Annotated in this window: 26 protein-coding genes; 7 read left to right on the top strand and 19 right to left on the bottom strand. The window is 66.1% G+C overall.

What is annotated here, in order from left to right:
- Positions 1-14 precede the first annotated feature (14 nt).
- From sdhA to sdhC, 3 genes are read right to left on the bottom strand one after another with little or no spacing between them, the layout of a single operon-like run.
- Positions 15-1,832 (bottom strand): succinate dehydrogenase flavoprotein subunit, encoded by a 1,818-nt coding sequence (gene sdhA / locus WFP78_RS14270; protein WP_336963509.1) that lies wholly within the window; start codon positions 1,830-1,832, stop codon positions 15-17.
- Positions 1,832-2,221: a succinate dehydrogenase, hydrophobic membrane anchor protein gene (gene sdhD / locus WFP78_RS14265; RefSeq protein WP_336963506.1), complete on the bottom strand. Its 390-nt coding sequence runs from the start codon at positions 2,219-2,221 to the stop codon at positions 1,832-1,834. Before sdhD ends, sdhA begins: the two co-directional genes overlap by 1 nt.
- On the bottom strand, positions 2,221-2,616 hold the full coding sequence (gene sdhC / locus WFP78_RS14260; protein ID WP_336963504.1) for a succinate dehydrogenase, cytochrome b556 subunit: 396 nt from the start codon (positions 2,614-2,616) through the stop codon (positions 2,221-2,223). Before sdhC ends, sdhD begins: the two co-directional genes overlap by 1 nt.
- Positions 2,617-2,861: 245 nt before the next feature.
- Between sdhC and WFP78_RS14255 the strand changes: the two genes are divergently transcribed.
- From WFP78_RS14255 to WFP78_RS14240, 4 genes are all read left to right on the top strand, one after another.
- Positions 2,862-4,166: a methyl-accepting chemotaxis protein gene (locus WFP78_RS14255; RefSeq protein ID WP_419722974.1), complete on the top strand. Its 1,305-nt coding sequence runs from the start codon at positions 2,862-2,864 to the stop codon at positions 4,164-4,166.
- Between the two features lie 155 nt (positions 4,167-4,321).
- On the top strand, positions 4,322-5,014 hold the full coding sequence (locus tag WFP78_RS14250; RefSeq protein ID WP_336963498.1) for an SDR family NAD(P)-dependent oxidoreductase: 693 nt from the start codon (positions 4,322-4,324) through the stop codon (positions 5,012-5,014).
- On the top strand, positions 5,004-5,984 hold the full coding sequence (locus tag WFP78_RS14245) for a 50S ribosomal protein L11 methyltransferase (RefSeq protein WP_336963496.1): 981 nt from the start codon (positions 5,004-5,006) through the stop codon (positions 5,982-5,984). The genes WFP78_RS14250 and WFP78_RS14245 overlap by 11 nt, the downstream gene beginning before the upstream one ends.
- Entirely contained in the window at positions 5,981-6,667 is a 687-nt protein-coding gene (locus tag WFP78_RS14240; protein WP_336963493.1) for a TIGR02117 family protein, read from the top strand. Before WFP78_RS14245 ends, WFP78_RS14240 begins: the two co-directional genes overlap by 4 nt.
- 27 nt (positions 6,668-6,694) lie before the next feature.
- On the opposite strand, the gene WFP78_RS14235 is transcribed toward WFP78_RS14240, so the two are convergent.
- The 13 genes from WFP78_RS14235 to WFP78_RS14175 all read right to left on the bottom strand — a co-directional run bounded on the left by WFP78_RS14235 (position 6,695) and on the right by WFP78_RS14175 (position 20,929).
- A complete protein-coding gene (locus tag WFP78_RS14235) occupies positions 6,695-7,696 on the bottom strand; it encodes a GGDEF domain-containing protein (protein ID WP_336963490.1) in 1,002 nt (333 codons plus the stop codon).
- A 126-nt stretch (positions 7,697-7,822) separates the two neighbouring features.
- Positions 7,823-9,967 (bottom strand): NAD-dependent DNA ligase LigA, encoded by a 2,145-nt coding sequence (gene ligA, locus WFP78_RS14230; protein WP_419722971.1) that lies wholly within the window; start codon positions 9,965-9,967, stop codon positions 7,823-7,825.
- 11 nt (positions 9,968-9,978) lie between these two features.
- Positions 9,979-10,380, bottom strand: a complete 402-nt coding sequence (locus tag WFP78_RS14225; protein WP_336963487.1) for a putative quinol monooxygenase — start codon at positions 10,378-10,380, stop codon at positions 9,979-9,981.
- Positions 10,381-10,636: 256 nt separating this feature from the next.
- The gene (gene recN / locus WFP78_RS14220; protein ID WP_336963484.1) at positions 10,637-12,301 is read right to left on the bottom strand and encodes a DNA repair protein RecN; all 1,665 of its coding nucleotides are present in this window, start codon (positions 12,299-12,301) and stop codon (positions 10,637-10,639) included.
- 133 nt (positions 12,302-12,434) lie between these two features.
- Positions 12,435-13,256, bottom strand: coding sequence for an outer membrane protein assembly factor BamD (locus tag WFP78_RS14215; protein WP_419722970.1), 822 nt, complete (start codon positions 13,254-13,256; stop codon positions 12,435-12,437).
- A 46-nt stretch (positions 13,257-13,302) separates the two neighbouring features.
- Entirely contained in the window at positions 13,303-14,328 is a 1,026-nt protein-coding gene (locus WFP78_RS14210) for a sensor histidine kinase (protein ID WP_336963481.1), read from the bottom strand.
- Positions 14,329-14,556: 228 nt separating this feature from the next.
- Positions 14,557-16,836, bottom strand: a complete 2,280-nt coding sequence (pnp, locus tag WFP78_RS14205; RefSeq protein WP_336963478.1) for a polyribonucleotide nucleotidyltransferase — start codon at positions 16,834-16,836, stop codon at positions 14,557-14,559.
- A gap of 250 nt (positions 16,837-17,086) precedes the next feature.
- Positions 17,087-17,356: a 30S ribosomal protein S15 gene (gene rpsO / locus WFP78_RS14200; protein ID WP_336963475.1), complete on the bottom strand. Its 270-nt coding sequence runs from the start codon at positions 17,354-17,356 to the stop codon at positions 17,087-17,089.
- Between the two features lie 16 nt (positions 17,357-17,372).
- Positions 17,373-18,275: a tRNA pseudouridine(55) synthase TruB gene (gene truB, locus WFP78_RS14195; protein ID WP_336963612.1), complete on the bottom strand. Its 903-nt coding sequence runs from the start codon at positions 18,273-18,275 to the stop codon at positions 17,373-17,375.
- 2 nt (positions 18,276-18,277) lie between these two features.
- Complete coding sequence (locus WFP78_RS14190) at positions 18,278-18,832, bottom strand: GNAT family N-acetyltransferase (RefSeq protein WP_336963472.1); 555 nt, start codon at positions 18,830-18,832, stop codon at positions 18,278-18,280.
- Positions 18,833-18,967: 135 nt separating this feature from the next.
- Positions 18,968-19,366, bottom strand: a complete 399-nt coding sequence (locus tag WFP78_RS14185) for a DUF6491 family protein (RefSeq protein WP_336963470.1) — start codon at positions 19,364-19,366, stop codon at positions 18,968-18,970.
- Between the two features lie 117 nt (positions 19,367-19,483).
- On the bottom strand, positions 19,484-20,065 hold the full coding sequence (locus WFP78_RS14180; RefSeq protein ID WP_336963468.1) for a thymidine kinase: 582 nt from the start codon (positions 20,063-20,065) through the stop codon (positions 19,484-19,486).
- Positions 20,066-20,077: 12 nt separating this feature from the next.
- Positions 20,078-20,929 (bottom strand): alpha/beta hydrolase family protein, encoded by an 852-nt coding sequence (locus WFP78_RS14175; protein WP_336963609.1) that lies wholly within the window; start codon positions 20,927-20,929, stop codon positions 20,078-20,080.
- 484 nt (positions 20,930-21,413) lie between these two features.
- Between WFP78_RS14175 and rpsF the strand changes: the two genes are divergently transcribed.
- The 3 genes from rpsF to rplI are packed head-to-tail and all read left to right on the top strand — an operon-like array spanning position 21,414 to position 22,674.
- Entirely contained in the window at positions 21,414-21,827 is a 414-nt protein-coding gene (gene rpsF, locus WFP78_RS14170) for a 30S ribosomal protein S6 (RefSeq protein ID WP_336963465.1), read from the top strand.
- Positions 21,828-21,839: 12 nt separating this feature from the next.
- Positions 21,840-22,064 (top strand): 30S ribosomal protein S18, encoded by a 225-nt coding sequence (gene rpsR / locus WFP78_RS14165; RefSeq protein WP_004212076.1) that lies wholly within the window; start codon positions 21,840-21,842, stop codon positions 22,062-22,064.
- Positions 22,065-22,077: 13 nt separating this feature from the next.
- Entirely contained in the window at positions 22,078-22,674 is a 597-nt protein-coding gene (gene rplI, locus WFP78_RS14160; protein ID WP_336963462.1) for a 50S ribosomal protein L9, read from the top strand.
- A 167-nt stretch (positions 22,675-22,841) separates the two neighbouring features.
- Here the strand turns inward: rplI and WFP78_RS14155 are convergent, their stop codons facing one another.
- The 3 genes from WFP78_RS14155 to WFP78_RS14145 all read right to left on the bottom strand — a co-directional run bounded on the left by WFP78_RS14155 (position 22,842) and on the right by WFP78_RS14145 (position 26,115).
- Positions 22,842-23,945: an NADH:flavin oxidoreductase/NADH oxidase gene (locus WFP78_RS14155; protein WP_336963459.1), complete on the bottom strand. Its 1,104-nt coding sequence runs from the start codon at positions 23,943-23,945 to the stop codon at positions 22,842-22,844.
- Positions 23,946-24,120: 175 nt separating this feature from the next.
- Positions 24,121-25,197 carry an acyltransferase family protein gene (locus WFP78_RS14150; protein ID WP_336963458.1) on the bottom strand — a complete coding sequence of 359 codons (1,077 nt, stop codon included), beginning with the start codon at positions 25,195-25,197 and terminating at the stop codon, positions 24,121-24,123.
- A 57-nt stretch (positions 25,198-25,254) separates the two neighbouring features.
- Entirely contained in the window at positions 25,255-26,115 is an 861-nt protein-coding gene (locus tag WFP78_RS14145) for an SDR family oxidoreductase (RefSeq protein WP_419722969.1), read from the bottom strand.
- Positions 26,116-26,125 lie beyond the last annotated feature (10 nt).

The raw sequence follows: 26,125 nt of genomic DNA, 5'->3' as shown, positions 1-26,125 counted from the left end.
TCCGCTGACGGCGTTTAGTAAACGCGCGCCTTGGGCTGGATATATTCGATCTCGTCGGTCAGCGTATATTCGTGTACCGGGCGGTAATCGAGCGTCACATTGCCGGCCTTGCCGCCCCAGCCGTCGAACCAGCTGATGGTGTGCTTCATCCAGTTCGCGTCGTCGCGGTTCGGGAAGTCCTCGTGCATATGCGCACCGCGGCTTTCCTTGCGGTTATACGCACCCTCGATCGTGCAGCGCGCCTGGCTGATCAGATTGTCCAGCTCCATCGTCTCGATCAGGTCGGTGTTCCAGATGAGCGAACGGTCGGTCACGCCGATGTCGGACATGCCGGCATAGACATTCTTCATCTTGTCCACGCCTTCGGACAGCAGCTTGTCGTCGCGGAACACGGCGGCATGCTTCTGCATGGTGTGCTGCATTTCCAGGCGGATCTTCGCCGTAGACGTGCCGCCCTTGGCATTGCGGAAGTGATCCAGACGTTCCAGCGCCATGTCCGCGCTGTCCGTGGGCAGCGCCTTGTGGGCGGAGCCGGGCTTCACGATCTCGGCAATGCGGTGGCCGGTCGCACGACCGAAGACGACAAGGTCGATCAGCGAGTTAGAGCCGAGGCGGTTCGCGCCATGCACCGATACGCAGGCGGCCTCGCCGACCGCGAACAGGCCGGGGACGACCGAATCGGGATTGCCATCCTTCAAGGTCACGACTTCGCCATGATAGTTACAGGGGATGCCGCCCATATTATAATGAACGGTCGGCACCACCGGCAAAGGCTGGCGGGTCAGGTCGACATTGGCGAAGACCTTGCCGGTCTCGGTAATGCCCGGCAGACGCACCGCCAGCACCTTGGGATCGATATGATCGAGGTGCAGGAAGATATGGTCGCCATTCTTGCCGACGCCACGCCCTTCGCGGATTTCCATCGCCATCGAGCGCGAAACGACGTCGCGCGACGCCAGATCCTTCGCCGACGGGGCGTAACGCTCCATGAAGCGCTCGCCCTCGGCATTGGTCAGATAACCGCCCTCGCCACGCGCGCCCTCGGTGATGAGCACGCCCGCGCCGTAGATGCCGGTCGGATGGAACTGCACGAACTCCATGTCCTGCAGCGGCAGGCCGGCACGCAGCACCATGCCACCACCGTCGCCGGTGCAGGTATGGGCCGAGGTCGCGGAGAAATAGCAGCGACCATAGCCGCCCGTCGCCAGCACGACACTGTGCGCGCGGAAGCGGTGGATGGAGCCATCCTCCATGCAAAGCGCGATGACGCCACGGCACTCGCCATTTTCCATGATGAGGTCGATGGCGAAATATTCGACGTAGAAGTCCGCGTCATATTTCAGGCTCTGCTGATAGAGCGCGTGAAGCATGGCATGGCCGGTACGGTCGGCGGCGGCGCAGGTGCGCTGCACCGGCGGGCCGGCACCCATATTCTGCATGTGGCCGCCGAAGGGACGCTGGTAGATCGTGCCTTCCGGATTGCGGCTGAACGGCACACCGGCATGTTCCAGCTCGTACACGGCGGCGGGCGCCTCACGCACCATATATTCGATCGCGTCCTGGTCGCCGAGCCAGTCGGAGCCCTTGACGGTGTCGTACATATGCCAGGTCCAGTGGTCCGGCGTATTATTGCCCAGCGACGCGGCGATGCCGCCCTGCGCGGCCACGGTGTGCGACCGGGTCGGGAACACCTTGGTGATGCAGGCGGTCTTCAGGCCGGTTTCGGCGATGCCCATGGTGGCGCGGAGGCCGGAGCCGCCAGCACCCACGACCACCGCGTCATAAGTGTGGTCGATGATCTTGTAGGCGGCGTTTGTTGAGGAATTAGGCATCAGGATGCGGCCCCCGTGAATGCGATCTTGGCGATGGCGAAGATGCTGGCGGCCGCGCCGCCGATGGCATAGAAATTGAGCAGCAGGATCGCGAAGAACTTCAGCCCGTCGTCATGGACATAATCTTCGATCAGCACCTGCAGGCCGATCTTGAGGTGCATGAAGACGCTGACGATCATCAGCATCATCGGCACGGCGACCAGCGGATGCGCCAGCCAACCCGTGACCGATGCATAATCCAGGCCCGGCAGCATCATGAGGCTGAGGATCAGCCAGAGGACGAGCAACAGATTGCCGACCGCGCTGATACGCTGCTGAATCCAGTGATGCGTACCCGATTTTGCGGAGCCAAGCCCGCGGACGCGGCCGATGCCGGTTCCCGTTCCCATCACATACCCCTTGCGAAAATGCAGGCCCAGATGGCCCCGGTGATGAACAGCGCCACGATCGGCAGCAGGATGGACCAGCTTCTGTTGACCTTCAGCTCATATCCCGCGCCGATATCCAGCACGAAATGGCGCAGGCCCGACAGCAGATGTTCGAAAAACGCCCAGGTCAGGCCGATCATGACCACATAGCCGACCCAGCATGTCGCCCAGCTCATGAAATAGGCATAGGCGGCGGGGCCGGTCGCGGCGGCCATCAGCCACCAGACAAGACCAAGCGCGCCGACGATGGCCATGCCATCCCCGGTCACGCGGTGGAGAATGGAAATGAGCATATGTGGGCCCCATTTCCAAATCGTCAAATGTGGCGAAAGCGGTCGGCTTGTTGATCGCGCCATGCGGTCTGCACCCCCTGGGCATTGATGAGTCCCGCACGCTTTAGCGCGCACCCCCGCAAGGTGCAAATCCTGTAGGCGTCTTTGTTTGCAGCGGGCTTTTCAGACCGTCCGGCGCCGGAATCGGCAATGCCATAACCGATGATTAACCAGCTTGGGCTACAAGGCGGGCCAATGATAAAATCAACCCTGTGCGAGGATGGTCGGGCATGAATCCAACGAGGGAAGACGTGAAAGCCGATGTCACGATGATCAAGCGTCTTGCGGAATTCGATCCGGCCGGCGTTCTGCCTGCCGACGCCACGGCCATTTTCGCCCTGCTGCCCGATCAGGGGAAGGCGGTCTCCGCCACTTTCATGGACTCCTATCTGGCGCACACCCGGCTGGGCCAGACGCTGTCTGCCGATTCGATCTCCGGCCTGGCAACGGCGGCGCATCACTACATGAAGGAGAAATTCCTTTCGATCGCGTCGGACGGCTGGACGCAATCCGGCCAGGCCTGCATCCGCCATGCACGCAAGCACGGCATCTCGGTCCGCACCGTGCTCGTGGCGCTTTCCGCCGCGAACGAGAAGGTGAACGACATCATCTGGGACTCCACGACCCAGGATGAGGAAACGCGCCGTCGCCTGCAGCGCGCCCTGCTGCGGATTTCCATGATCGAGGCCGAATTGCTCAGCTCCGTCCTCGCCAGCGATATCGCCGATGCCGAACAGGCCGAGCGGCGGCACAACAGCGAATTGTTCAAGCAGCGCATCGTCGGCGAAGTGGATGGCGCCACGCATCTTGGCAGCACCCTGCGCGAGCAGGCCCGCGATGCTTCCGCCGCCACCCGCGGCATGCTGGGCAAGGCATCGGAGGTCGCCGCCGCGGCCGAACAATCCGCGCTCGCCATGCGCGAAGCCGCCCAGACTTCCGCCGGGCTCATCCGCGCCATCGAGGACGCCCGCGCCGAAGTGGAAGGCGCGGCGGAGGTGGCCCAGCGCGCCTCGGCACAGGCGGGCGAGGCGGTGGAGATGTCTTCCACCCTGTCCGACCATGCCCAGTCGATCGAATCGATCCTCGGCCTCATCCGCGATATCGCCGGCCAGACCAACCTGCTCGCGCTCAACGCCACGATCGAGGCCGCGCGGGCGGGCGACGCCGGCCGAGGCTTTGCCGTGGTAGCGCAGGAAGTGAAGAGCCTCGCCAACCAGACCGCGCGCGCCACGGACGACATCGTCGGCAAGATCGCCGCGATCCAGGCGTCGACCAGACAATCGGTGCTCACCAACCAGCGCATCCGCGATACCGTGGATGAAGTGCAGACATCCGCCGACCGCATCCGCAAGACCATGGATGTCCAGGCGCGGACCGTGACCATGATCACCGCCGCCGTCGATGAAACCGCGCTGGCGGCGGACTCGATGTCCGCGACCATCTTTGCCATCCGTCAGGATACCGAGGTGGTGGCTTCGGAAATCGACCAGCTGGAACGCGGCTTCGTGACGGTCGAAGGCAAGCTTTCCGCCCTGCGCGAGGCATCGGCGGAGTTCGGTCGCAAGGTCGCCTGAGCGGGACATCCTGAGCGGGACATCCGCGCTTTCCCGCAGGGATTGCGCCAACGCCCCCGGATATCGGCGCGTCTCGGCGTGTCACCGGCCAGCGCCCGACCAACGCATCGCACAGGCGCCTTTCGTTCCGCACGCTTGTGGGCTAATCGGGCGGCATGACCACCCATATCCTTCTGACCGGCGCGAGCCGGGGCATTGGCGCCGCCATTGCCGATGCGCTGCGAGATCGCGGCATCACCCTGTTCGCCGCCTCCAGCGCCGACGCCGATCTTTCCGTCGAGGGCGCACCCGCCGCCCTGTGGCAGACGGCGCTGGAGGCGCTGGACGGCAGGATCGACGTTCTCGTCAACAATGCCGGCATATTCGAGGCGTCGCCGCTCGACGGGCCGGACGATGTCTGGCTGGACCAGTGGCGCCGTACCATGACGATCAACCTGGAGGCGTCCGCCATCCTGTGCCGCGCGGCGGTGCTCCACTGGCAGGGGCGCGGGTCCGGCGGCCGCATCGTCAATATCGCCAGCCGCGCCGCCTATCGCGGCGACAGCCCGGCGCACTGGCATTATGCCGCGTCCAAGGCCGGCATGGTCGGCATGACCAAGACGATCGCGCGCGGCTATGGCGCGCAGGGCATCCTGGCCTTCGCAGTCTGCCCCGGCTTCACGATGACCGGCATGGCGACGGACTATCTCGCCAGCCGGGGCGGCGACAAACTGCTCGCCGATATCCCGCTGGGCCGCGTGGCCGATCCTGCCGAGATCGCCACGGTCGCCACCTTCCTGGCGCTCGATGCGCCCCCTTCGATGACCGGCGCGATCCTCGACGCCAATGGCGCCAGCTATGTCCGCTGAAAGCTGGAAACTCACCCTGCCCTGCACCCGCGCCGAGGCCGAGGCATTGGATGGCGACATCGCGGCCTTCGCGTTGCTGGACAGTCCGCCGGTGCTGATGACCAGCGAGACGGAGACCGACGATCCGGACAGCTGGCGCCTCGACGCCTATTTCGAGGGCAAGCCCAATGCGACCACGGTCAAGCTGATCCGCGCCCTCGTGCCCAGCGCCCGCGCCACCAAGCCGGTGCTGGAAAGGCTGGCACAGGAAGATTGGGTGACGATGAGCCAGCAGGGGCTGGAACCCGTCACCGCCGGGCGCTTCTATATCCGTAACGGCGCTGCCGATCCGGTGCCTGCCGGCGTCGTCCCCTTCCTCATCCCCGCCAGTGCCGCCTTCGGCACCGGCCAGCATGAAACCACCAGCGGCTGCCTGCGCATGCTGGACCGGCTACGCGCGATCGGCGGCCGTTTCGGCAATATCGCCGATGTCGGCACCGGCACCGGCCTGCTCGCCTTTGCCGCCATGCATCTGTGGCTGCGCGCCTATGCGACCGCGTCGGACATCGACCCCGTCTCCGTGGTGGTGACGGACGAAAATGCCGTCGCGAACGCCGTGCCGCTGGGCATGGGGCCGGGCCATCTGGCACTGTTCACGGCGGCGGGCGTCGATCATCCCGGCATTGTCAATCGCGCGCCCTATGATCTGCTGATCGCCAATATCCTGGCCGGGCCGCTGATCGAACTCGCGCCATCGCTTTGCGCCATGATCGAGGAGGGCGGCACGCTCATCCTCGCCGGCCTGCTCGACAATCAGGCCGACCGGGTGATCGCCGCCTATCGCAAGCAGGGCATGCGCCTTGCCGACCGGATCGATACCGGGCCATGGCCGACATTGCGCCTGCGCAAGCGCCCTCGCATCGGCTGGAAGCGTCCGCGCCGCTGGGCCGCCGATGCGGTGGGCGAAGCGCCGGGCTATGGCAGCTGGTGATCCGCCGGGCGAGCCGCATCCTGCTGGGGTTTGCCGGCGTGCTGCTGTTCGCCCTTTCGCTGTGGACGGTCGCCGTGATCGAGGGATCGCTGACCCCCGCCAATCGCGACCGGGCGTTGCTCGATGGCGGCGGCGGCATTACCATCCACGTCTATTCCAACGGCGTCCACACCGGGCTGGTCCTGCCCATTGCCGATGGACTGCACGACTGGCACCGCCGCTTTCCGGCGCGGGATCTGCGCGATCCCACCCATGCGGGGCAGTGGGTGATCGTCGGATGGGGCCAGCGGGATTTCTATCTCAACACGCCGACATGGGCGGATGTCAACATGGCGACAGTGGCCCGTGCCGCCATCGGCAGCGACCGCACGCTTATCCATGTCGATCATCTGCGCCGCCTGTGGCGCGGGCCGGATCTGCGCCCCGTCACCCTTTCCCGCGCCCAATATCGCCTGCTGCTGACCGCCATCGAAGCGGACCTTGTGCCGGGGCCGGCCATTCCCGGCTATGGTGCCGACGACGCCTTCTACCCGTCACATGGACGGTACAGCGCGGTGCGGACATGCAATGAATGGACGGGCGCAAGGCTGCGCGCCATCGGCGTCCGCATCGGCATCTGGACGCCTGCGGCCTGGAGCGTGATGCGCTGGTTCCCGAACGACGCGGCACACGCCCGCCGCTGACCGGGCAGCCGCTGCGCCTGCGCGCCATCAGCGCGCCATCAGGGAACCGGCCGGCCCTTCGCATTTCGATCCATCCCGGCAATGCCGGTCGGCGTTCAGCCTTTCCGCGGCCACGGCCAACAGCGCGTCCGGGTCGCTGGCTATCGCTTCCGACATCAGCACCATCCCGCAGGACGGCACCACGCGCAAAAGATAACCCTGCCAGAATATCGGCTGCGACACCGCCTGGATCAGCCGGGCCACCGATCGCCCCTGCCCGCCCCGTCCAGGCGATGCCTGGACGAGAATGCCGAACCGGCAATCCTCCAGCCGCCCGGCCATCAGCACCTCGCCGCCATTGCGGGTGAGCGCCGCCCCGATCGCGCCCAGGCATGCGTCGCCCGCCGCCGCGCCAAAGCGGCCACGGATGGGCTCGACCTGCGCCACATCCATGAGCAGGAGCGCGGCGGAGGCAAGGCGATCGTCCAGCAGCATCTCTGCAAAATAGCGCTCGAAGGCGGCGCGCGTGGCCAATCCGGTCAGGTCATCGATATCGGTCGCGCCCTGCAGCGCGTTGCGGCGCTCATATTCCAGCGTCACATCCTGCTTCGTGCCATAAAGGCGCCGGGCGCGGCCGTTCGTGCATGCGACACTGGTCGTCAGCCGCATCCAGCGCTGCCCGCCGTCCGGCCGCATGAGCCGCGCGTCCAGCGTGAAGCCCCGGCAATGGCGGATGGCATAGGCGCGCAGCACCTCCATCGCTTCGCGCGATTCCTCGTAATAACAGGCGACACTGTCGGCGCGCAGCAGCGGGACATCGCTGGGCAGGCCAAAAAGGTCGAACACCCCCGGCGTCCAGTTCAGCGCATTGTCGCGCAGGTCACACTCCCAAAAGCCGATGTCCGCCAGCCCGCGCATCTGATCGAGATTGGCCGGAGCCATGGACGGGAGATTTCCAGCCGCCGTGCCAACGGCACCGAACAGCGAGGGCAACGGCCAGCTATGGACCAGGGGCCATGTATCGGTGAGCTGAATTTCGTTGCTCGTCATCGCTCCGGATTCCGGCCCCTTCCCCATGCGCGGTTGCATGGCCCATGTGCGACCAAGGGCAAGTCAGTACAGCACCAACCCGCGCCTTCGTCCACATCTTGTTCAAGCCCCAGCTTATACCGCCTCTTATACCGCCTCGCCCGCCGCCGCCACGATCGTCGCCCAGGCCGCCTCGTCGATCACCTCTATGCCCAGTACCGCCGCCTGTTTCAGCTTGGAACCCGCGCCGGGGCCGGCCACAACCAGATCGGTCTTCGCGCTTACGGAGCCCGCCGCCTTCGCGCCCAGCCGCTCGGCCTGCGCCTTTGCCTCGTCGCGGCTCATCGTCTCCAGCTTGCCGGTGAAGACCACGGTCTTGCCGGTGACACTGCTCTCCTGCGTTTCTACGATATAGGGCGGCGGGGCGGCTTCCCCCTTCTTCTCCCCATCGCCGAGCAGATCGCCCCAGACCTTCACATTATGCGGCTCATGGAAAAAATCGGCGAGCGCATGGCCCACGGCCGCGCCAACATTCTCCACCCCGATCAGCTCGGCAATCGCCTTGTCCAGGCGATTATGGAAGCGATGCTCCAGTTCTTCGGGCAGCGGCTGGGTGGCCTCGCGCAGGGCGATGATCTCCTCCGCCAGCGTGCGGATGGCCGGCAACGTCGTATAGCGCCTCAACAGGTCACGCGCCGTCACCGCACCGACATGGCGGATGCCCAGGCCAAAGAGCAGCCGCGCCGCATCGGGCTCCCGCTTCGCTTCGATGGCCGCCAGCAGATTGTCGACCGACTTCGCCTGCCACCCCTCGCGCCCGACCAGATCGTCGCGATGGCGCTTCAGGCGGAAAATATCGGCCGGCTCGGTGATCCAGCCCAGATCGAGAAACTCCTGGATCGTCTTTTCGCCCAGTCCCTCGATGTCCAGCGCCACGCGGCTGACGAAATGCCGCAGCCGTTCGAACCGCTGCGCCGCACAGATGAGGCCGCCGGTGCAGCGGATATCCACCTCGCCCTCCTCGCGCACCGCCTCCGATCCGCAGACCGGGCAATGATCCGGATAGGGATAGGGATCGCGCGCCTCGTCCCGCGTCAGATTTTCCACCACCTGCGGGATGACGTCGCCCGCGCGCTGCACCACCACCCTGTCGCCGGGCCGCACGCCCAGCCGCGCGATCTCGTCGGCATTGTGGAGCGTGACATTCGACACCACGACACCGCCCACCGTCACCGGCGTCAACCGCCCGACCGGCGTCAGCTTGCCGGTGCGCCCGACCTGGATGTCGATGGCCTCCAGCGTCGTCTGCGCCCGCTCGGCGGGGAATTTATGCGCGATCGCCCAGCGCGGCGCCTTGGCGACAAAGCCCAGCCGCTGCTGCCAGTCCAGCCGGTCCACCTTGTAGACCACGCCGTCGATATCGAAGGGCAGCTCCGCGCGCACCGCCTCGATATCGCGATAATGGGCGATGACGGCATCCAGCCCATCGACGCAGGCCAGCCGGTCGGACACCGGCACGCCCCAGTCGCGGATCGCGTGCATCACGCCCAGCTGCGTGTCGGCGGGCACCGCGCTATGCTCGCCCCAGCCATGGGCGAGGAAGCGCAGGGGCCGGCTCGCCGTCACCCTAGCATCCTTCTGCCGCAGCGATCCGGCGGCGGCGTTGCGGGGATTAGCGAACTGCCGCGCCTTTTCCGGCTCGTCCGCCTCGGCCAGCAGCCGGGCATTGAGCGCTGTGAAATCGGCCTTGGCCATATAGACCTCTCCCCTGATCTCGAACAGATCGGGAATGCCGGGGCCGGACAGCGTCTGGGGGATATCTTCGATGGTGCGGACGTTTGCGGTCACATCCTCGCCGGTCTGCCCGTCGCCGCGCGTCGCCGCCAGCACCAGCTCGCCCTTCTCATAGCGCAGCGAGCAGGACAGGCCGTCGATCTTGGGTTCCGCCGTCATCGCCACCGGCACGTCCTCGGCAAGGTTCAGGAAGCGGCGCACGCGGGCGATGAATTCAGCGATGTCCTCATCCGAAAAGCCATTGTCCAGGCTCATCATGCGGACGGCATGGGGCACTTTCCTCAGCCCCGATGTCGGCGCCGCCCCCACCTGCGCATTGGGCGAATCCGCGCGGACCAGATGCGGGAAGGCTGCCTCCAGCGCGTTATTCTCCCGCATCAGCGCGTCATAATCGGCGTCCGTGATCTCCGGCTGGTCCTGATCGTGGTACAGCCGGTTATGCCGCGCGATCTCTTTCGCAAGGCGCATCAGGCGGTTGGCAGCCTCGGCTTCGCTCATCTCCGTCATGTTCATCGGGCGGCGACACCCGTGCCCGTGCCCGCCACCGGCACCGTTTCGAAATGCTGGGGGAGACCCGCGATGATCGGCCGCGCCCTGGCGATCACCGCGCGCACGGCGGGCAGCCTGAGCGAAGCGGCATGGCTTTCCCGGCTGTCCCAGACCTCGGTGATCCAGATGGCGTCGGGGTTCGCCGTGTCGAGCGCCACGACATAGGAAAGACAGCCCGGCATGTCGCCAATGCTCTCCTTCAGATAAGCGACCAGTTCGTCGCGCTTGCCGGACACGGCCAGCATCTGCCCGATCAGGCCAAAATGAGCGGGAACCTCCTGCGCGGCGGCGCTGCCGGGCAGGGCGCTCGCGGCAAGGCCGGCGGCGGCGAAGGCGAGGATATCGCGGCGGTCGTGAGTCATGGCTGCTCCTCTAGCCGTTCGGGCTGAGCCTGTCGAAGCCCTGCCTAGTCATCTGGAACTGAAATTCGTCACATAAGGATCGTCATGCTGAACGCGTTTCAGTACAGTCGAGGCACGTGACTCGCCTGCATATTTCGCCTCCGGGTGACGCAGAATGTGGGGAGAAATAGACCCTGAACCAGGTTCAGGGTGACGAGCTTTCGATGTCATGAACTTCGTTTCCATCACCCCAGCATCTACCCGAACCTGTCCGGGTTCACACCCGCTCCAGCAACCGTTCCGCCTGCGCCCGTGCTTCCGCCGTGATTTCCGCGCCGGAGAGCATGCGGGCGATCTCCTCGCGCCGCTCTGCCTCGTCCAGCGGGCGCACGCCGGTGCGTGTCACCGTGCCGTCGCTGGCCTTGGCGATCAGCATATGCGCCTGTCCGCGCGCGGCGACCTGCGGGCTATGCGTCACGACCAGCAACTGCTGTCCATGAGCCAGCCGGGCCAGACGTTCGCCGATGGCAGAGGCCACCGCGCCGCCCACGCCCCGGTCGATCTCGTCGAAGATCATCGTGTCGGCCCCGCCCTGTTGCGCCAGCGCGACCTTGAGCGCCAGGATGAAGCGGGAAAGCTCGCCGCCCGACGCGATCTTGGCCAGCGGCGCAAAGGGCGCGCCGGGGTTGGTCGAAATCTCGAATTCCACCCGGTCGGCGCCCTGCGCGCTCCACTGCGCCTCGGGCAATGGCGCGACAGCGGTGCGGAACCGGGCCGCGTCCAGCTTGAGCGGCGCCAGCTCGGCGGCCACCGCCTTGTCGAGTCGCGCCGCAGCCTCGGCGCGCGCCGCCGACAGGGCCTGCGCCCCGGCGCGATAGGTCGCGGCCTTCGCAGCGACATCGGCCTCGAGCGCGGCGATCCCCTCCTCGCCCGCGTCGATCATGCCGAGCATTTCACGCATCTGGGCCATCAGCGCGGCCAGATCATCAGGCTGCACCTGATGCTTGCGCGCCAGCGCCCGCAGTTCGAACAGCCGTGTCTCGATCGCATCCAGTCGTGCGGGATCGAAGCTCAGCGCTTCGCGTGCCAGGGCCAGATGCTCCTCCGCTTCCCCCGCCTCGATCAGCGCGCGGTCGAACGCCGCCAATGCCTCTGCCAGCAACGGATGCTCGGGCGCGATCCGGTCCAGCCGGCGCGCCGCCTGCCGCAATCGCGCGACGCCGCCATCCGATCCGTCGATCAATCCGTCGATGGTGGTCAGGTCTTCGGCAAGCCGCGCGCCGGTCTGCATCGCCCCGCGCTCCTCGGCCAGCGTCGCCTCCTCGCCCGGCTCGGGCGCAAAGGTCGCCAGTTCCTTGACGGAATGATCCAGATAGTCGCGATCCCGCGCGGCCGCCGCAATCTCCGCCCGCGCGGTTTCCAGCCGCGCCTCGGCCGCGCGCCACGCGTCATGCGCCTGCGCCACGCCGCGCGTATCGCAGCGCCCGAAGGCATCCAGCAGCGCCCGATGGCCGCGTGGATTGAGCAGGCCGCGATCGTCATGCTGGCCGTGGATTTCCACCAGCCCCGGCCCGATTTCCCGCAGCAGCGCCGCCGAGCAGGGCTGGTCGTTCACAAAGGCGCGGCTGCCGCCATCGGCCTTCACCGTGCGGCGGATGATGAGCGGCTCGCCCGGCTCCAGTTCGATATCGCTTTGCGCCAGCGCCGCCCGCACCGGATGATCCGCGCCGGGCGTCTCGAACGTCGCGGTGACGCTCGCCTGCGCCTCGCCCTGCCGCACCAGCCCGCTTTCCGCCCGCGCGCCCAGCGCCAGCCCCAGCGCATCGAGCAGGATGGACTTGCCCGCGCCGGTCTCCCCCGTCAGCACGCCAAGACCCGGCCCGAAGCTCAGGTCCAGCGCCTCGATCAGCACCACGTTGCGAATGGAAAGGGCCGTCAGCATGGCATGCTTCTACCCCCTAACGCACAAAAGGGGAACAAATGAACGAAGGACTTGCCGGCATCGCGCCCAGGCCGGGCCCGGAACGCAGGGCAACGCTCATCGCTGGCCCGCATGAGCGGAATAGCGGTCGGTCCTACGCCTTGGACGCATGTTCCCGGATCAGCTTGTACGACCGCTCATACCATTTGGAGCCGGGATAGTTGGCGCCCAGCACGGCGGCAGCCTTCTTCGCTTCCTCGGGCAGGCCGAGCGAGAGATAGCTTTCCACCAGACGTTCCAGCGCCTCGGGCGCATGGGTGGTCGTCTGATACTGGTCGATCACCGTGCGGAACCGCAGGGTCGCGGCCAGCCACTGTCCGCGCCGCTGGTGGAAGCGGCCGATTTCCATTTCCTTGCCGGCCAGGTGATCGTTCACCAGGTCCAGCTTCAGCCGGGCGTCGGCGGCATAGCGGCTTTCGGGATAGCGGCGGATCAGCTCGCCCAGTGCGCCCAGCGCATCCTGCGTGATCTTCTGGTCGCGGGTCACGTCGGCAATCTGCTCATAATAGCAGAGCGCGATCAGATAATAGGCGTAGGGCGCGTCCCTGTTGCCCGGATGGATCGACAGGAAGCGCTGCGCGCCCCCGATCGACTCGGTGTAGTCGCGGTTCATATAATAGCTGAACGCCGCCATCAGCTGCGCACGGCGCGCCCAGGGGGAATAGGGATGCTGGCGTTCCACCTCGTCGAACAGGGCGGCAGCCAGCTTGTACTGGCCACGATCCAGCCGGAACTTGCCCGCATTGTACAGCGTCGACACATCGCGCGCGACATAGAGCGTATCGGCCTTGTTCTTGGTCGTGGAGCAGCCCGAAAGCAACGCAACCCCAAGGGCGGAGACGAGGATGGGGGCACTGGCCGCACGAGCGATCCGGCCCAGCGGCGACTTGGAGAACATCTGCATGGGCGCGGTCATAGCTCAGCCCAGCCGCGTCGCCAAGCAGCAGTTGCGGGGAGCGTCATCACACGGCGTTGAGGGGCATCTCCAGCACGGCACGCGTACCGCCCGCCTCGTCCGGAACGAGTAGAAAGCTGCCGCGCAGCTGCTGCGCCAAGACCGTGGCGATCCGCAGGCCCATGCTGTCCGGGCGATCCTCCAGGCGGAATCCGTCGGGCAATCCCCTGCCGTCATCCACCACTTCAAGGATCAGGCGGCGGCCTTCTCCGCTGTGCAGCCGCAAGGTGATTCGCCCGCCGCGCTGGTCGGGGAACCCATGTTCCAGCGCATTGCTCACCGTTTCCGCGACGATCAGCGCCAGCGGCACCGCCGTGTCGGGATGCACCAGCACGCCGTCCTCGACATCCGTTGCCACCACCACGTCATCGCGCCCGTTCGATTCCATGATGTCGCGCACCAGATCGGCGATATAGGGGCCAACGCCCAGGGCCTGCCCGCGCGGATCGTAAAGCGCCCGGCTGATCCGCCCGATCAACCCCAGCCGCGATGCGGCCTCCTCCAGTGCCTTGCCGGCCGCTTCATCCTGCACCTGCCGCCGGTGCAGGGAAAGCAGCGCCGCCACTACCTGAAGATTGTTGGACACGCGATGCTGCAATTCCCGGAACAGCAGCTCGCGATGGTCCGCCAGTCCCGCGCTCCGCTCCCGCTCCAGCGCCAGATTGAGGTTCGCGCGCTGCATCCAGTATACCAGCGCAATGTCGATCGTGACGACGGCGGAATAGAAAGCGAGCGCGACGATCGCATCGGCGCCCAGCTGGAATGTCCCGATGGGCGGGATGAAAAGATACCAGGCGAACAGGCCGCACAGGATGCCGGCAAAGATGCCCGGCCGGACGCCGAACAGGAAGGATGTCAGAATGACCGCGGGAAAGAAGCTGACATAGGGATATCCGGCATGCAGCATCCCCGATGCGGACCAGCGGACGGCCAGCGCCAGCAGGCTGAGCCCCGCCGCCGCCGCATAGGCCAGCCACGGGCCGCCCACGACCAGCGGAAGGCGCTCTACGAACAGCTCATTCCTTCTCTGCACGCCCTGCCCCCGTATATCGGTTAAGCCTGCATCATAGCCGATCGTTACCCCTCCACCACAATATGGATCAAGCCGTTGCGGCGGAAGCCACGCAAATGACCATTTGCCGGCGAGCAGGAACGAAGACGCGTCCTTCCCGCATCCCGCGCCCTGAAAAGCTCCACACCATGAAAATGGGCCGCCCGAACATGCCGGGCGGCCCATTGTCTTGCATTCGGGATGACGGGATCAATCCTGGGTCAGGAAGTCCGGCAGCGTGCTCGGGCCGTCGTCATTGCCGCCTTCGCGACGGGGACCACGATCACCGCGGCCGCCGCCACGACGGTTGCGGTCGCCACGGCCTTCGCCGTCACGGCGCGGGCCGCGATCGCCACGGGGCTCGCGCGGTTCGCGGGCAGGACGGGTGTCCTCCAGCTCTTCGCCGGTCTCCTGGTCGACAACGCGCATCGACAGGCGCACCTTGCCGCGCGGATCGATCTCGAGGACCTTGACCTTCACTTCCTGGCCTTCCGACACGACGTCGGTCGGCTTCTCGACGCGCTCGTTGCGCATCTCGGAAACGTGGACCAGGCCGTCCTTGCCGCCCATGAAGTTCACGAACGCGCCGAAATCGACGATGTTCACGACCTTGCCGGTGTAGACCTTGCCGACTTCCGCTTCCTCGACGATGCCCAGAATCCATTTCCTGGCGGCTTCGATCTGGTCGATGTCGGACGAGCTGATCTTGATGACGCCCTCGTCGTCAATGTCGACCTTCGCGCCGGTCTCGGCCACGATCTCGCGGATGACCTTGCCGCCGGTGCCGATGACGTCGCGGATCTTCGTCTTGTCGATCTGGATCGTCTCGATGCGCGGGGCATGGGCCGACAGCTCGGTGCGGGTGTGATCCAGCGCCTTGGCCATTTCGCCAAGGATGTGCGCGCGGCCTTCCTTCGCCTGGTGGAGCGCGGTGCGCATGATCTCTTCGGTGATGCCGGCGATCTTGATGTCCATCTGCATCGTGGTGATGCCTTCGGACGTGCCGGCAACCTTGAAGTCCATGTCGCCCAGATGATCTTCGTCACCCAGGATGTCGGACAGGACGGCGAAGTCCTTGCCTTCCAGGATCAGGCCCATGGCGATGCCGGAAACGGGGCGCGTCAGGGGCACGCCGGCGTCCATCATCGACAGCGAACCGCCGCAGACCGTCGCCATCGACGACGAGCCGTTGGACTCGGTGATGTCGGAGAGGACGCGGATCGTGTAGGGGAACTCGTCCTTGGTCGGCAGCACGGGGTGCAGCGCACGCCATGCGAGCTTGCCATGACCGACTTCGCGACGACCCGGCGCGCCGAAGCGGCCGACTTCACCGACCGAATAGGGCGGGAAGTTATAGTGCAGCATGAAGCGCTCGTAGCTCAGGCCCGTCAGGCCGTCGATCATCTGCTCGCTGTCCTTGGTGCCCAGCGTGGTGGTGCAGATCGACTGCGTCTCGCCACGGGTGAACAGGGCCGAACCATGGGTGCGCGGCAGGAAGCCGACAATCGCCTCGATCGGGCGGATCTGCGTGGTGGTGCGGCCGTCGATGCGGCTGCCGTCCTTCAGGATGGCGCCACGGACGATCTCCGCCTCCAGCTTCTTCATCAGCTTCTGCGCGGCCATCTGGTCCTGCGGCGCGGCGTCGGCGAAGGCGGCCTTCGCGGCGGCGCGGGCCTCGTTCAGCGCGTTCGAGCGGGCCGACTTGTCGGTCAGCTTGTAGGCGGCGGCGATCTGCTTGCCGACCAGCTTCTTCAGCTTGTCCTTGGCGGCGGACAGATCGGCCTGCTCGGCCATCGGCCAGGGGTCCTTGGCGGCCTTTTCAGCCAGCTTGATGATCGCCTCGACAACCTGGCGGCAGGCGGCATGCGCGAAACCGACGGCGCCCAGCATGACCTCTTCCGACAGCTCCTTGGCTTCGGATTCGACCATCATCACGGCTTCGTGAGTGGCGGCGACAACCAGGTCCAGCTCACCGGCCTTCACATCGTCCATCGACGGGTTCAGCAGATATTCGCCATCCTTGTAGCCGACGCGCGCGGCGCCGATCGGGCCCATGAAGGGGACGCCCGAGATGGTGAGCGCAGCCGACGCGGCGATCATCGCCACGATGTCGGCCTCGGTCTCGCCGTCGAACGACAGGACCTGCGCGATCACGTTGATCTCGTTGTAGAAACCCTCGGGAAAGAGCGGGCGGACGGGGCGGTCGATCAGGCGGCTGGTCAGCGTTTCCTTTTCGGTCGCGCCGCGCTCACGCTTGAAGAAGCCGCCGGGGATGCGGCCAGCCGCGGAGAATTTTTCCTGATAGTGAACGGTCAGCGGGAAGAAATCCTGGCCTTCCTTCACCGACTTGGCGGCGGTCACGGCGCACAGCACCACGGTTTCGCCATAGGTGGCCAACACGGCGCCGTCGGCCTGACGGGCAATGCGACCGGTTTCGAGCGTGAGGGTCTTGCCGCCCAGCTCGATGGAGACTTTCTTGATATCAAACATCTGTGTTTTCCTTACGCCCGCCGGGCCCTATTGCCGGGCGGGGCCTTTGGTGGAGCCTCATTGCCCCTTAATGTGCCCCCCAGCCCGTTCGGGCTGAGCTTGTCGAAGCCCCGTCCTTCCTTTTCGCGGAAGTGCAGCCCGTCGACAAGCTCGGGGCGAACGGAGGTGGCTTTACCGGGACAGGATGCCGAATTGCGCCCTGGCCCGGAATCAGAAACGGCCCCCGCGCGGGGGCCGTCCCTTTATGGGCTTACTTGCGAAGGCCCAGCTTGGCGATCAGGTCGGCGTAGCGGGCCTGATCCTTCTTCTTCAGATAGTCCAGCAGGCTGCGACGCTTGTTGACCAGCATCAGCAGGCCGCGACGGCTGTGGTTATCCTTGTGATGACCCTTGAAATGCTCGGTCAGGTTCGAAATGCGCTCCGAAAGGATCGCAACCTGGACTTCGGGCGAACCCGTATCGCCTTCGGCGCGGGCATGTTCCTTGATCAGCGCATCCTTGCGCTCAGCAGTAATCGACATCGGCTTCCTTTCTAGACTAGAGATTAAAGCCGCGCACCACCCGGATTTCCGGGCCACTGGCCTCCACCAGCGCGACGGGCACATCGCCCTCCATCGCCAGTAACAAGCCGGTATGCGGTTTCCCCATGAGCACGCGCCCCTGGCGGAGCGCCTGTGCATCCTGCGGAGAGACGGGAAGAGCCGGGATGTCGTCCAGCCCCGCCGTCAACGGCAGCATAAGCTGCGCGATGGCGCGCTCCCTAGCAGCATCGCGCAATTTGTCCAGTGGAATCGCGGAGTCGAGCGTGAACGGCCCCGCCTTGATCCGCTGCAACATGGTCACATGGCCGACCGTGCCGAGCGCCAGCGCGATGTCCCGCGCAAGGGAACGGATATAGGTGCCCTTGGAGACATGGGCGACGAGGGTGATGTCATCAATGCCATCGCCGTCATTCCCGCCTTCGCGGGGATGACGGATGAGGAGGGAATGGATCGTCACCGACCGCAGCTTCATCTCCACCTCTTCGCCCGCCCGCGCCCGGTCATAGGCGCGCTGCCCGTCGACCTTGATCGCCGAATAAGCGGGCGGCGCCTGTTCGATGGGGCCGGTAAAGCGCGGCAGCACCGCCTCCACCTCCGCCAGCGTCGGCCGATGCTCGCTCGTCGCGATCACCGCGCCTTCCATGTCCAGCGTATCGGTCTGCGCGCCGAAGCCTATGGTGAAGGCATAGATCTTGTCGCTGTCCAGCATCCGCCCGGCCAGCTTCGTCGCCTCGCCAATCGCGATGGGCAGCACGCCCTGCGCCAGCGGGTCCAGCGTCCCGCCATGGCCGACCTTAGTCTTCCCCTCGCCCGCCTCACGCAGCGCGCGCTTGACGGCGCTCACCGCCTGCGTCGAGCCAAGGCCACGCGGCTTGTCCAGGATGATCCAGCCGTGCAGGCTCATGCCCGCCACTCGCTGGCGAGGATGGAGAGGATCACGGTATCGCGAACATGACCCGTCCAGGTCACGCGCTGCTTGCGCAGCACGCCTTCCTTCACCGCCCCCAGCTTCTCCACCGCCCGCAGCGACCGGGCGTTGCGCGCGTCGATGCGGAATTCCAGCCGGTCGAAGCCGGCGGCGATGGCGCGGCCGATCAGCAGCGGCTTGATCCGGCTGTTGAGACCCGTGCCACGCGCAGCCGGCGTCATATAGGTGCCGCCGATTTCCAGCACGCGGCTGGGCCTGTCCAGATGCAGGAAGCCCGACATCCCGACCAGGGCGCCGCCCGTGAAGATTGCGAAGGGATAACGCTGCGTGTCCTGCACGATTCCATCGAAGGCTGCGTCGAAATCCTCGCCCGCCAGCCGGACCGGATAGACCTCCCACACCGGATCGTCGACCGGGCAGATCGCGCGCAATGCCGCGCGATGCTGGTCTTCAAGCTGCTCCAGATGCAGGTCGCCCGCGTCAATCGGGGCGATCAGCGCGGCAAGGTCGGCGGGAGGGCGCGGCATGGGCGTCGCCGGGCCTGAAGAAATGGGCATCGCATCGGTCATGCGCGGCCTTTATCCGCGCGCAGAGGCAATGTCAGCCGGAAAGGCAGGCGCAAGGCGCATGGCCCTACTCACCTTTTCCTGCCGATACCAAATTCAGCCCTTCCGCGCCTTCTTCGCCGGCGGTGCCGCCACGGTCACGCTCTTCACCGCACAACGCCCGTCGCGGGTACGGATCGCGCTGAACCTGTCGAAGCTGTCGACGCCGCGCGTTTCAAAGCCCAGCGCGATGTTCGTGAAGCGCAGGCCGTTGCACGGCCCGAACAGTTCCACCTTGTACCATTTATGGCCGGTGCCCTCGACCAGTACCATATCGTCATCCACCACCTGCCAGTTGCGGATGCCGCCATGGTTGACGAAGGGGATGGAGGTTTCCTGGCCGATTCTCGGCTCGTGCCCGATCAGCGGCGGCGTCGATCCGGATGCAGCCACGGCCGGATTGCCGGCCAGCACGCCCGCACCCATGGCGAGCGCTATGATAAGCGCCTTTTTCATGTCCATTCTCCAAATCGGAACAACGGCATCTTCATAGCCCATCGGCGCTGAACCGGGCCTGAGCGGAACCGTCGCAAGACATGGAAAACTGTCGCAAACCGTATCGGCGGCGGGCGCCTATCCCCGCCCGGAACGCTCCATGAAATGCCGCCGGCACAGCGCGACATAGCGGTCATTGCCGCCGATCTCGGTCTGGTCGCCTTCGCGCACCCCCTGCCCGCTTTCGTCCACACGCAGGTTCATGATCGCCTTGCGCCCGCAATCGCAGATCGTCTTGATCTCCGTCAGCGTGTCGGCGATCCCCAGCAGATGCGCGCTCCCTTCGAACAACTCGCCCCGGAAATCCGTGCGCAGGCCATAGCAGAGCACCGGCACGTTCAACCGGTCGCACACCGCCGCCAGTTGCAGCACCTGTTCGCGCGTCAGGAACTGCGCCTCGTCCACCAGCATGCAGGCGATGGGGGTCCGCGCATGTTCCGCCGCCACCGCCGACCAGATGTCCGTCCCCTCGTCAAAGCTGTTGGCGCCGGCATCCAGCCCGATGCGCGAGGTGATATGGTTCGCCTGATAGCGATGGTCGATCGCGGCGGTCCACAACATGGTGTGCATGCCCCGCTCGCGATAGTTGAAGCTGGACTGCAGCAGGGTTGTCGATTTCCCCGCGTTCATCGAGGAATAATAGAAATAGAGCTTGGCCATGGCGCGATCGGATCAGGGGATGGTGGGGGCGACCTGCGCCAGCCAGCGCACCAGCAGGTCGGCAAGCGCGATCCGCTTGTCGGAAAAGCTGTGGTCGGTGGGCCAGACGATCAGGCGGGTCTCCGGCGCGGAGGATTGCGCATCGGCGGCGACCTTGCGCGCCATGCCGGCGAGCCCGCGCTCGGCGCCCACGATCGTCAGCGGACGGTGCCCATAGGCGATCAGCCGCGCGCCAAGGTCGAAGCCCTGTGTGTCCTTCGTGATCTCGGCGGTCAGCGAGTCATAGGTCGCGCCCTGCAGCGGCGGCAGATCGCCCGCCACTTCCGCCTGCCACGCGGCCTTGCCCTGCTCGGTCGCGAGCGACGCGACGGTCTGCGCCGGGTCCCACGGGTCGATGAGGAACAGGCCCGCCACCGCCCGGTCGTTCGCCGCCGCATAGGCCGCCATGAAGCCGCCCATGCTGTGCCCGGCGACGGCGATCGATGCCGTATCGATCCGGTATCTGGTGACATTGGCGGTCTGGTTCAGCCAGGCCATCGCCTCCACCGCATCATGCGCGGCATTGGTGAAGGAGAAGGTGCCGGGGCTGCCCCATGACCCGCGATAATGCAGCGTCAGCACATTCCATCCCGCGCGCCGGGCCGCCTGCGCCAGGTCCAGATTCTGCTCATTGCCCGGAAAGCCGTGGAGCAGCAACAAGGTAGGATGCCGCCCCGCCCCCGCCGCCGTATACATGACCGCATTCATCGCGCCGTCCCCGCTGGGGATCACGAAGGCGCTGACCCCGGCGGGATAGGCGGCATCGGGCGCCGGGTCCGCGATCACCGTGCGGGCGACCGGTATGTCCTTGGCATGAAGCGGCATCGCGACGCTACAGGCCGACGCCAGCATGAATGGCAGGATCAGGTGGCGGCTCAGGCGGCGGCCCAGGGCCATCCGGCGGGCCGCAGGCATCCCCGCCCCACGCATATCTTGTGTATCAGGCATGATGAAACGGTAGCGGCATGATCCGCCGCGTACCAGCGCTTTTGCCGCCATGGTCCTGCTTTCCCGCGCCATCCCCATAAAAACCCCGTTCTCCCCGATCCCGACCTCGCCGGCCTGCCCATTGGACAGACGCCGGCCGCACGCTTATCCCGTTGCTCCCACCCGCCCGGCGACAGCCGTTCTGCCCCGGTTTCACCACATCCCCGCCGCGCTTGCTTTCCTGTGGCTTTTCCGTCATAGGCGCCGCTTCGCTTGGCCCCGGGGTGACTCGAAAGCCAGGCGATGAGACTGCAAGACGACAGCCGGAGGGGCGTTGCGCATGGGGCGTACGTCAGCGATCGGCCAAGACAGAGGTAAGACCATGGCTCTTTACGAGCATGTGTTCCTTGCGCGCCAGGATCTGGCACAGGCGCAGGTGGACACGCTGGCGGAAACCGCCACCAAGATCATCGAAGACAACAATGGCAAGGTCATGAAGACCGAGACCTGGGGCCTGCGCAGCCTGGCATACAAGATCGCCAAGAACCGCAAGGCGCATTATGTGATGCTGAACATCGATGCCCCCGCCGGCGTCGTTGCCGAGCTGGAGCGCCAGACCCAGATCAACGAAGACATCATCCGCTACATGACCGTGCGCGTGGACGAGCTGGAAGCCGGCCCGTCGGCCATGATGCGCAAGCAAGAGCGTGATCGCCGTGGTGGCCGTGATGGCGACCGCCCCGAGCGTGGCGAGCGTGGCCCCCGCCGCGACCGCGAAGAAACCGCTGGCGAGTAAGGAGACACCATCATGGCACGCCCATTTTTCCGCCGCCGCAAGAGCTGCCCCTTCGCCGCCAAGGATGCGCCGAAGATCGACTATAAGGACGTTCGTCTGCTGCAGGGCTTCGTGTCCGAACGTGGCAAGATCGTTCCCAGCCGTATCACCGCCGTCAGCGCCAAGAAGCAGCGTGAGCTGGCCCAGGCCATCAAGCGCGCTCGCCACCTCGGCCTGCTGCCCTACATCGTGAAGTGAGGAGATAGCTCTCATGGAAATCATCCTCCTCGAACGCATCGAGAAGCTGGGCGCCATTGGCGACATCGTGACCGTCAAGGACGGTTACGCCCGCAACTTCCTGCTGCCGAACAAGAAGGCGCTCCGTTCGAACGCCGCCAACAAGAAGGTCTTCGACGCCAACCGCGCGAAGATCGAGGCTGACAACGCGGCCCGCCGCGGCGATGCCGAAGCCGCGTCGAAGGGCGTGGAAGGCCATCAGGTCGTCCTCATCCGCCAGTCGTCCAATGCCGGCCAGCTTTATGGTTCGGTGTCGGTCCGCGACATCGTGGAAGCACTGCATGCCGATGGCGTCACCGCCGTCAGCAAGGCGATGATCGTGCTCGAAAAGCCGATCAAGACACTGGGCCTGTTCGACGTGAAGGTTTCGCTGCACCCTGAGGTTGCCGTGAACGTTCAGGTGAACGTCGCCCGCTCGCCCGAAGAAGCAGAGCTTCAGAAGGACGGCGTGGACGTGATGGCCGAGCTGTTCGAAAAGGACGAGGCCGGCTTCACCGAAGACTATGATCCCAATGCCGAACCCGGCGAGATCGCCGTCGACGCTGTTGCGGACGAGGCCGAAGAGGCCTGATCCCAACCGGATCGAAGAGAAGACAGCAAAAGGGCCGCCCGGCAGATGTCGGGCGGCCCTTTTTGTTGGAGCATCGGGCGTTTAATCTGATCCGTTCGCCCCCGGATCAGGTCCGGGGGCGAACGGGGACAGGTGATTCCATCCGGCCGGAAAACGCGCCCCGGCGATCAGCTTTTGAACAGGTCGCGATACTGGCGGGGCTGGCAGCGCAGATACTGGTCCGGCGCCTTCACCTGCGCGCCCAGATGCGCGGCGGCGTGCCAGGGCCAGCGCGGATCGTACAATATGGTGCGGGCCAGCGCGACGAAATCGGCGTCGCCCGTGCCGACAATCGCTTCGGCCTGCTCATAATCGGTGATGAGGCCGACGGCGATCACCGGCAGCCCGATCGCCTGCTTCACCGCCCGCGCCAGCGGCACCTGATAGCTTGGCCCCACCGGAATCTGCTGATCGGGATGCAACCCGCCGCTCGACACATGGATGGCGGTGCAGCCGCGCGCCTCCAGCGCCTGCGCAAAGGCGATGGTCTGCTCGATATCCCAGCCGCCTTCCACCCAGTCGGTGCCCGAAACCCGCATCGTCACTGCCCGCTCCGCCGGGAAGACTGCCCGCACGGCTTCGAAGATTTCCAGCGGAAAGCGCATCCGGTTCTCCAGGCTGCCGCCATAATCGTCGTCGCGCCGGTTGGAGAGCGGCGAGAGGAACTGATGCAGCAGATAACCATGTGCGCCATGGATCTGGATCGCGTCGATCCCCAGCCGCGCTGCACGCTCTGCCGCCTGCACGAAACCGTCGCGCACCCGCGCCAGCCCGGCATCGTCCAGGGCCGCCGGCGCGTTCTGCCCGGAGGAAAAGGGCAGGGCCGACGGCGCGACCGTCTGCCACCCCAGCGGATCGTTGGGCGAGATCTGCGCACCACCCTTCCAGGGCTCCGCCGTCGACGCCTTGCGCCCGGCATGGCCGAGCTGGATCGCAATCGGCATGTCCGACCAGCGCCGCACGCTCGCCAGCGTCCGCGCCATCGCGGCTTCCGTCGCATCGTCATACAGGCCGACATCGGCATGGGTGATACGCCCTTCCGGCACCACGGCGGTCGCCTCGATCGTCAGCAATGCCGCGCCGGACATGGCAAGATTGCCCAGATGCATCTGGTGCCAATCGTTCATGCAGCCGTCGACGGCCGAATATTGGCACATGGGTGCAATGATGATGCGATTGGCAAGGGCTGTATTGCCAAGGGCATAGGGTTCGAACAGCTTGGGTCCGGGCACGCATGATCTCCGATAAAAATATCTTGGGAAGCGGGATTGCCGATGTGGCCCGCTGAAGATGGTCAGCCCATCCCCGGCCTTCAACCCGACATAAACGAAGGTATAGGCTCTCCCGCCAACCCGTATGACAGCCCGAATGACAGACGCCTGCGGGCGCCCGCCTGTCGGGCCGGCGCTATCGGGACGCGGCGATGCCCATGGCGGGCCGGTTCCGCGGCGCCACGCGCTGCCGCAGCCATTGCAGCAGCGGCCGCTCGACCAGCCGATGCATCACTACCCCGCCCAGCACGCCGACCGCGCCCAGCATGAGGAAACAGGGCAACACCACCCCCGCCCCGTCCAGACCCGATGGCGGTGCCAGCCAGCCCCATATCTGCCATGCCACGGCGAGGCCGAGGAACTGGAACAGGTAGATGCTGTAGGACGCCGCCCCCAGCACGCGCAATACGGCCGGCACCCATAGCCCCCGCTGCCGCTCCCATGCCGCAAGGCCGCCGATCAGCAGCGCCGCCGGAATGCCGTTGGTCAGGCGGGCCGCATCGCCATAGCCGTCAAGCAGGCCAAGGCTTTCGCCTGTGCCGGACGCGAGCAGCAGCACGGCCCCCACCCCCGCCATCAGGCGCGGCGCGGCGATCCTGCCGCTGGCCAGCAGCGCGGCCGCACCCATGCCGAACAGGAACTCCAGATTGTAGATGCTGGAAAGGCGCGGCGGGATGGCGCCGACAGCGATGCCGGCAAGGCCGAACCCCACCCAGCCGATCCACAGCGCCAGCAGCGCCATCCCCCAGCGCCGGCTGAGGATCAGCACGGCGAAGAGCAGATAGAACAGCAATTCATGCTGCAGCGTCCAGGCAATACCCAGCAGCGGTTCCCCCCATGTCGGCAGCAGTGTCGCCGACCAGAGCAGCCAGCCGGCCGAAGGCGCCCCATTGCCGCCCGCCGCCAGCGCCAGCGCCGTCAGCAAGAGCGCTATCCAATAGATCGGCATCAGCCGCAAAAAGCGTTGCCGGGCATAATGGCCAAGGCGTTCGGGCCGGCCGATATCGGCGCTGTGGACATGCAGGATGATGAACCCGCTGAGCACGAAGAACAGATCGACGCCCGCATGCCCCGGCTGGAACAACCGCATCAGCCGCGGCGCGCCATAGGCCAGATCCAGATGCCGCGCGACATGGTAGAGGACGACCGCCACCGCCGCGACGCCGCGCAGCGCCTCGATCCCCACAAGTTTCCGCTGCCGTCCCGCGTCCATGCCCGCGCGATAGCATGGCGATCCCTAAGCAATTGCTGCTGCCGTGCGGGAACCTCTCTAAAGGTGCATGAAGTCGCGGCCGTAGCGCACCATATGCGCGCCACCATCGACATAGATGGTCTGCCCGGTGACGGCGGTGGCGCCGGCCAGATACAGCACCGCCTCGGCGATCTGTTCGGGCTCCGGCAGGCGGTCGAGCGGCATCACATCGGCCAGCGCTTCCATCTGCGCATCCGAATAATCGCCGGTGCGGATGGTCAGCCCCGGCGCCACGGCGTTCACCCGCACATTGGGCGCCAGCGTGCTGGCCGTTATCCGCGTCAGCCCCGCCAGCGCCATCTTGGACAGGGTATAGGACAGCTGATCGCCATGGGGATGGTCGATCCGCTGGTCGAGGATATTGATGATGCAGCGGTCGCCATGGCCGGCCGGCACGGTGGCGAAGGCCTTGGTCAGCAGGGTCGGCGCCGCGCAATTCACGACATAATGCTGGATCAGCGCGCCGGCGGTCACATTGCCGAGCATATCCTGACCGAAGATCGCCGCGCTGTTCACCAGCACGTCGGGCGGACGGCCAAAGGCGGCGGCTGTCCGCACGACCAGTTCCTCGGCTGCTTCCGGATCGGAAAAATCGGCGATCAGCCCTTCCCACTCGGTGCCGTTCCGTTCCAGCGCCAGGGCAAGCGAAGATGAGAGGCCGACATCATGGCTGCCATGGATCGCCAGCGCAAAACCCGCATCGGCCAGCGCCGTGGCGATCGCCGCCCCCAGGCGCCGATGCCCGCCCGTCACCAGCGCCAGGCGCGAGCGCGCGATCGGACGCGGGCCGGCCGCTGCCCCGGCCACTGCCGCTGCATCCTCCGCTGGTCGGGACAATGGCCGGAAAGCGCCCTCGCCCCCGGTTGGATCATCGCTCACCCTGTGCTCC

Origin of the sequence: Sphingobium aquiterrae, assembly GCF_037154135.1 — a bacterium.
GTDB lineage: Bacteria > Pseudomonadota > Alphaproteobacteria > Sphingomonadales > Sphingomonadaceae > Sphingobium > Sphingobium aquiterrae.
This window is presented reverse-complemented; position numbering and strand designations above follow the sequence as displayed.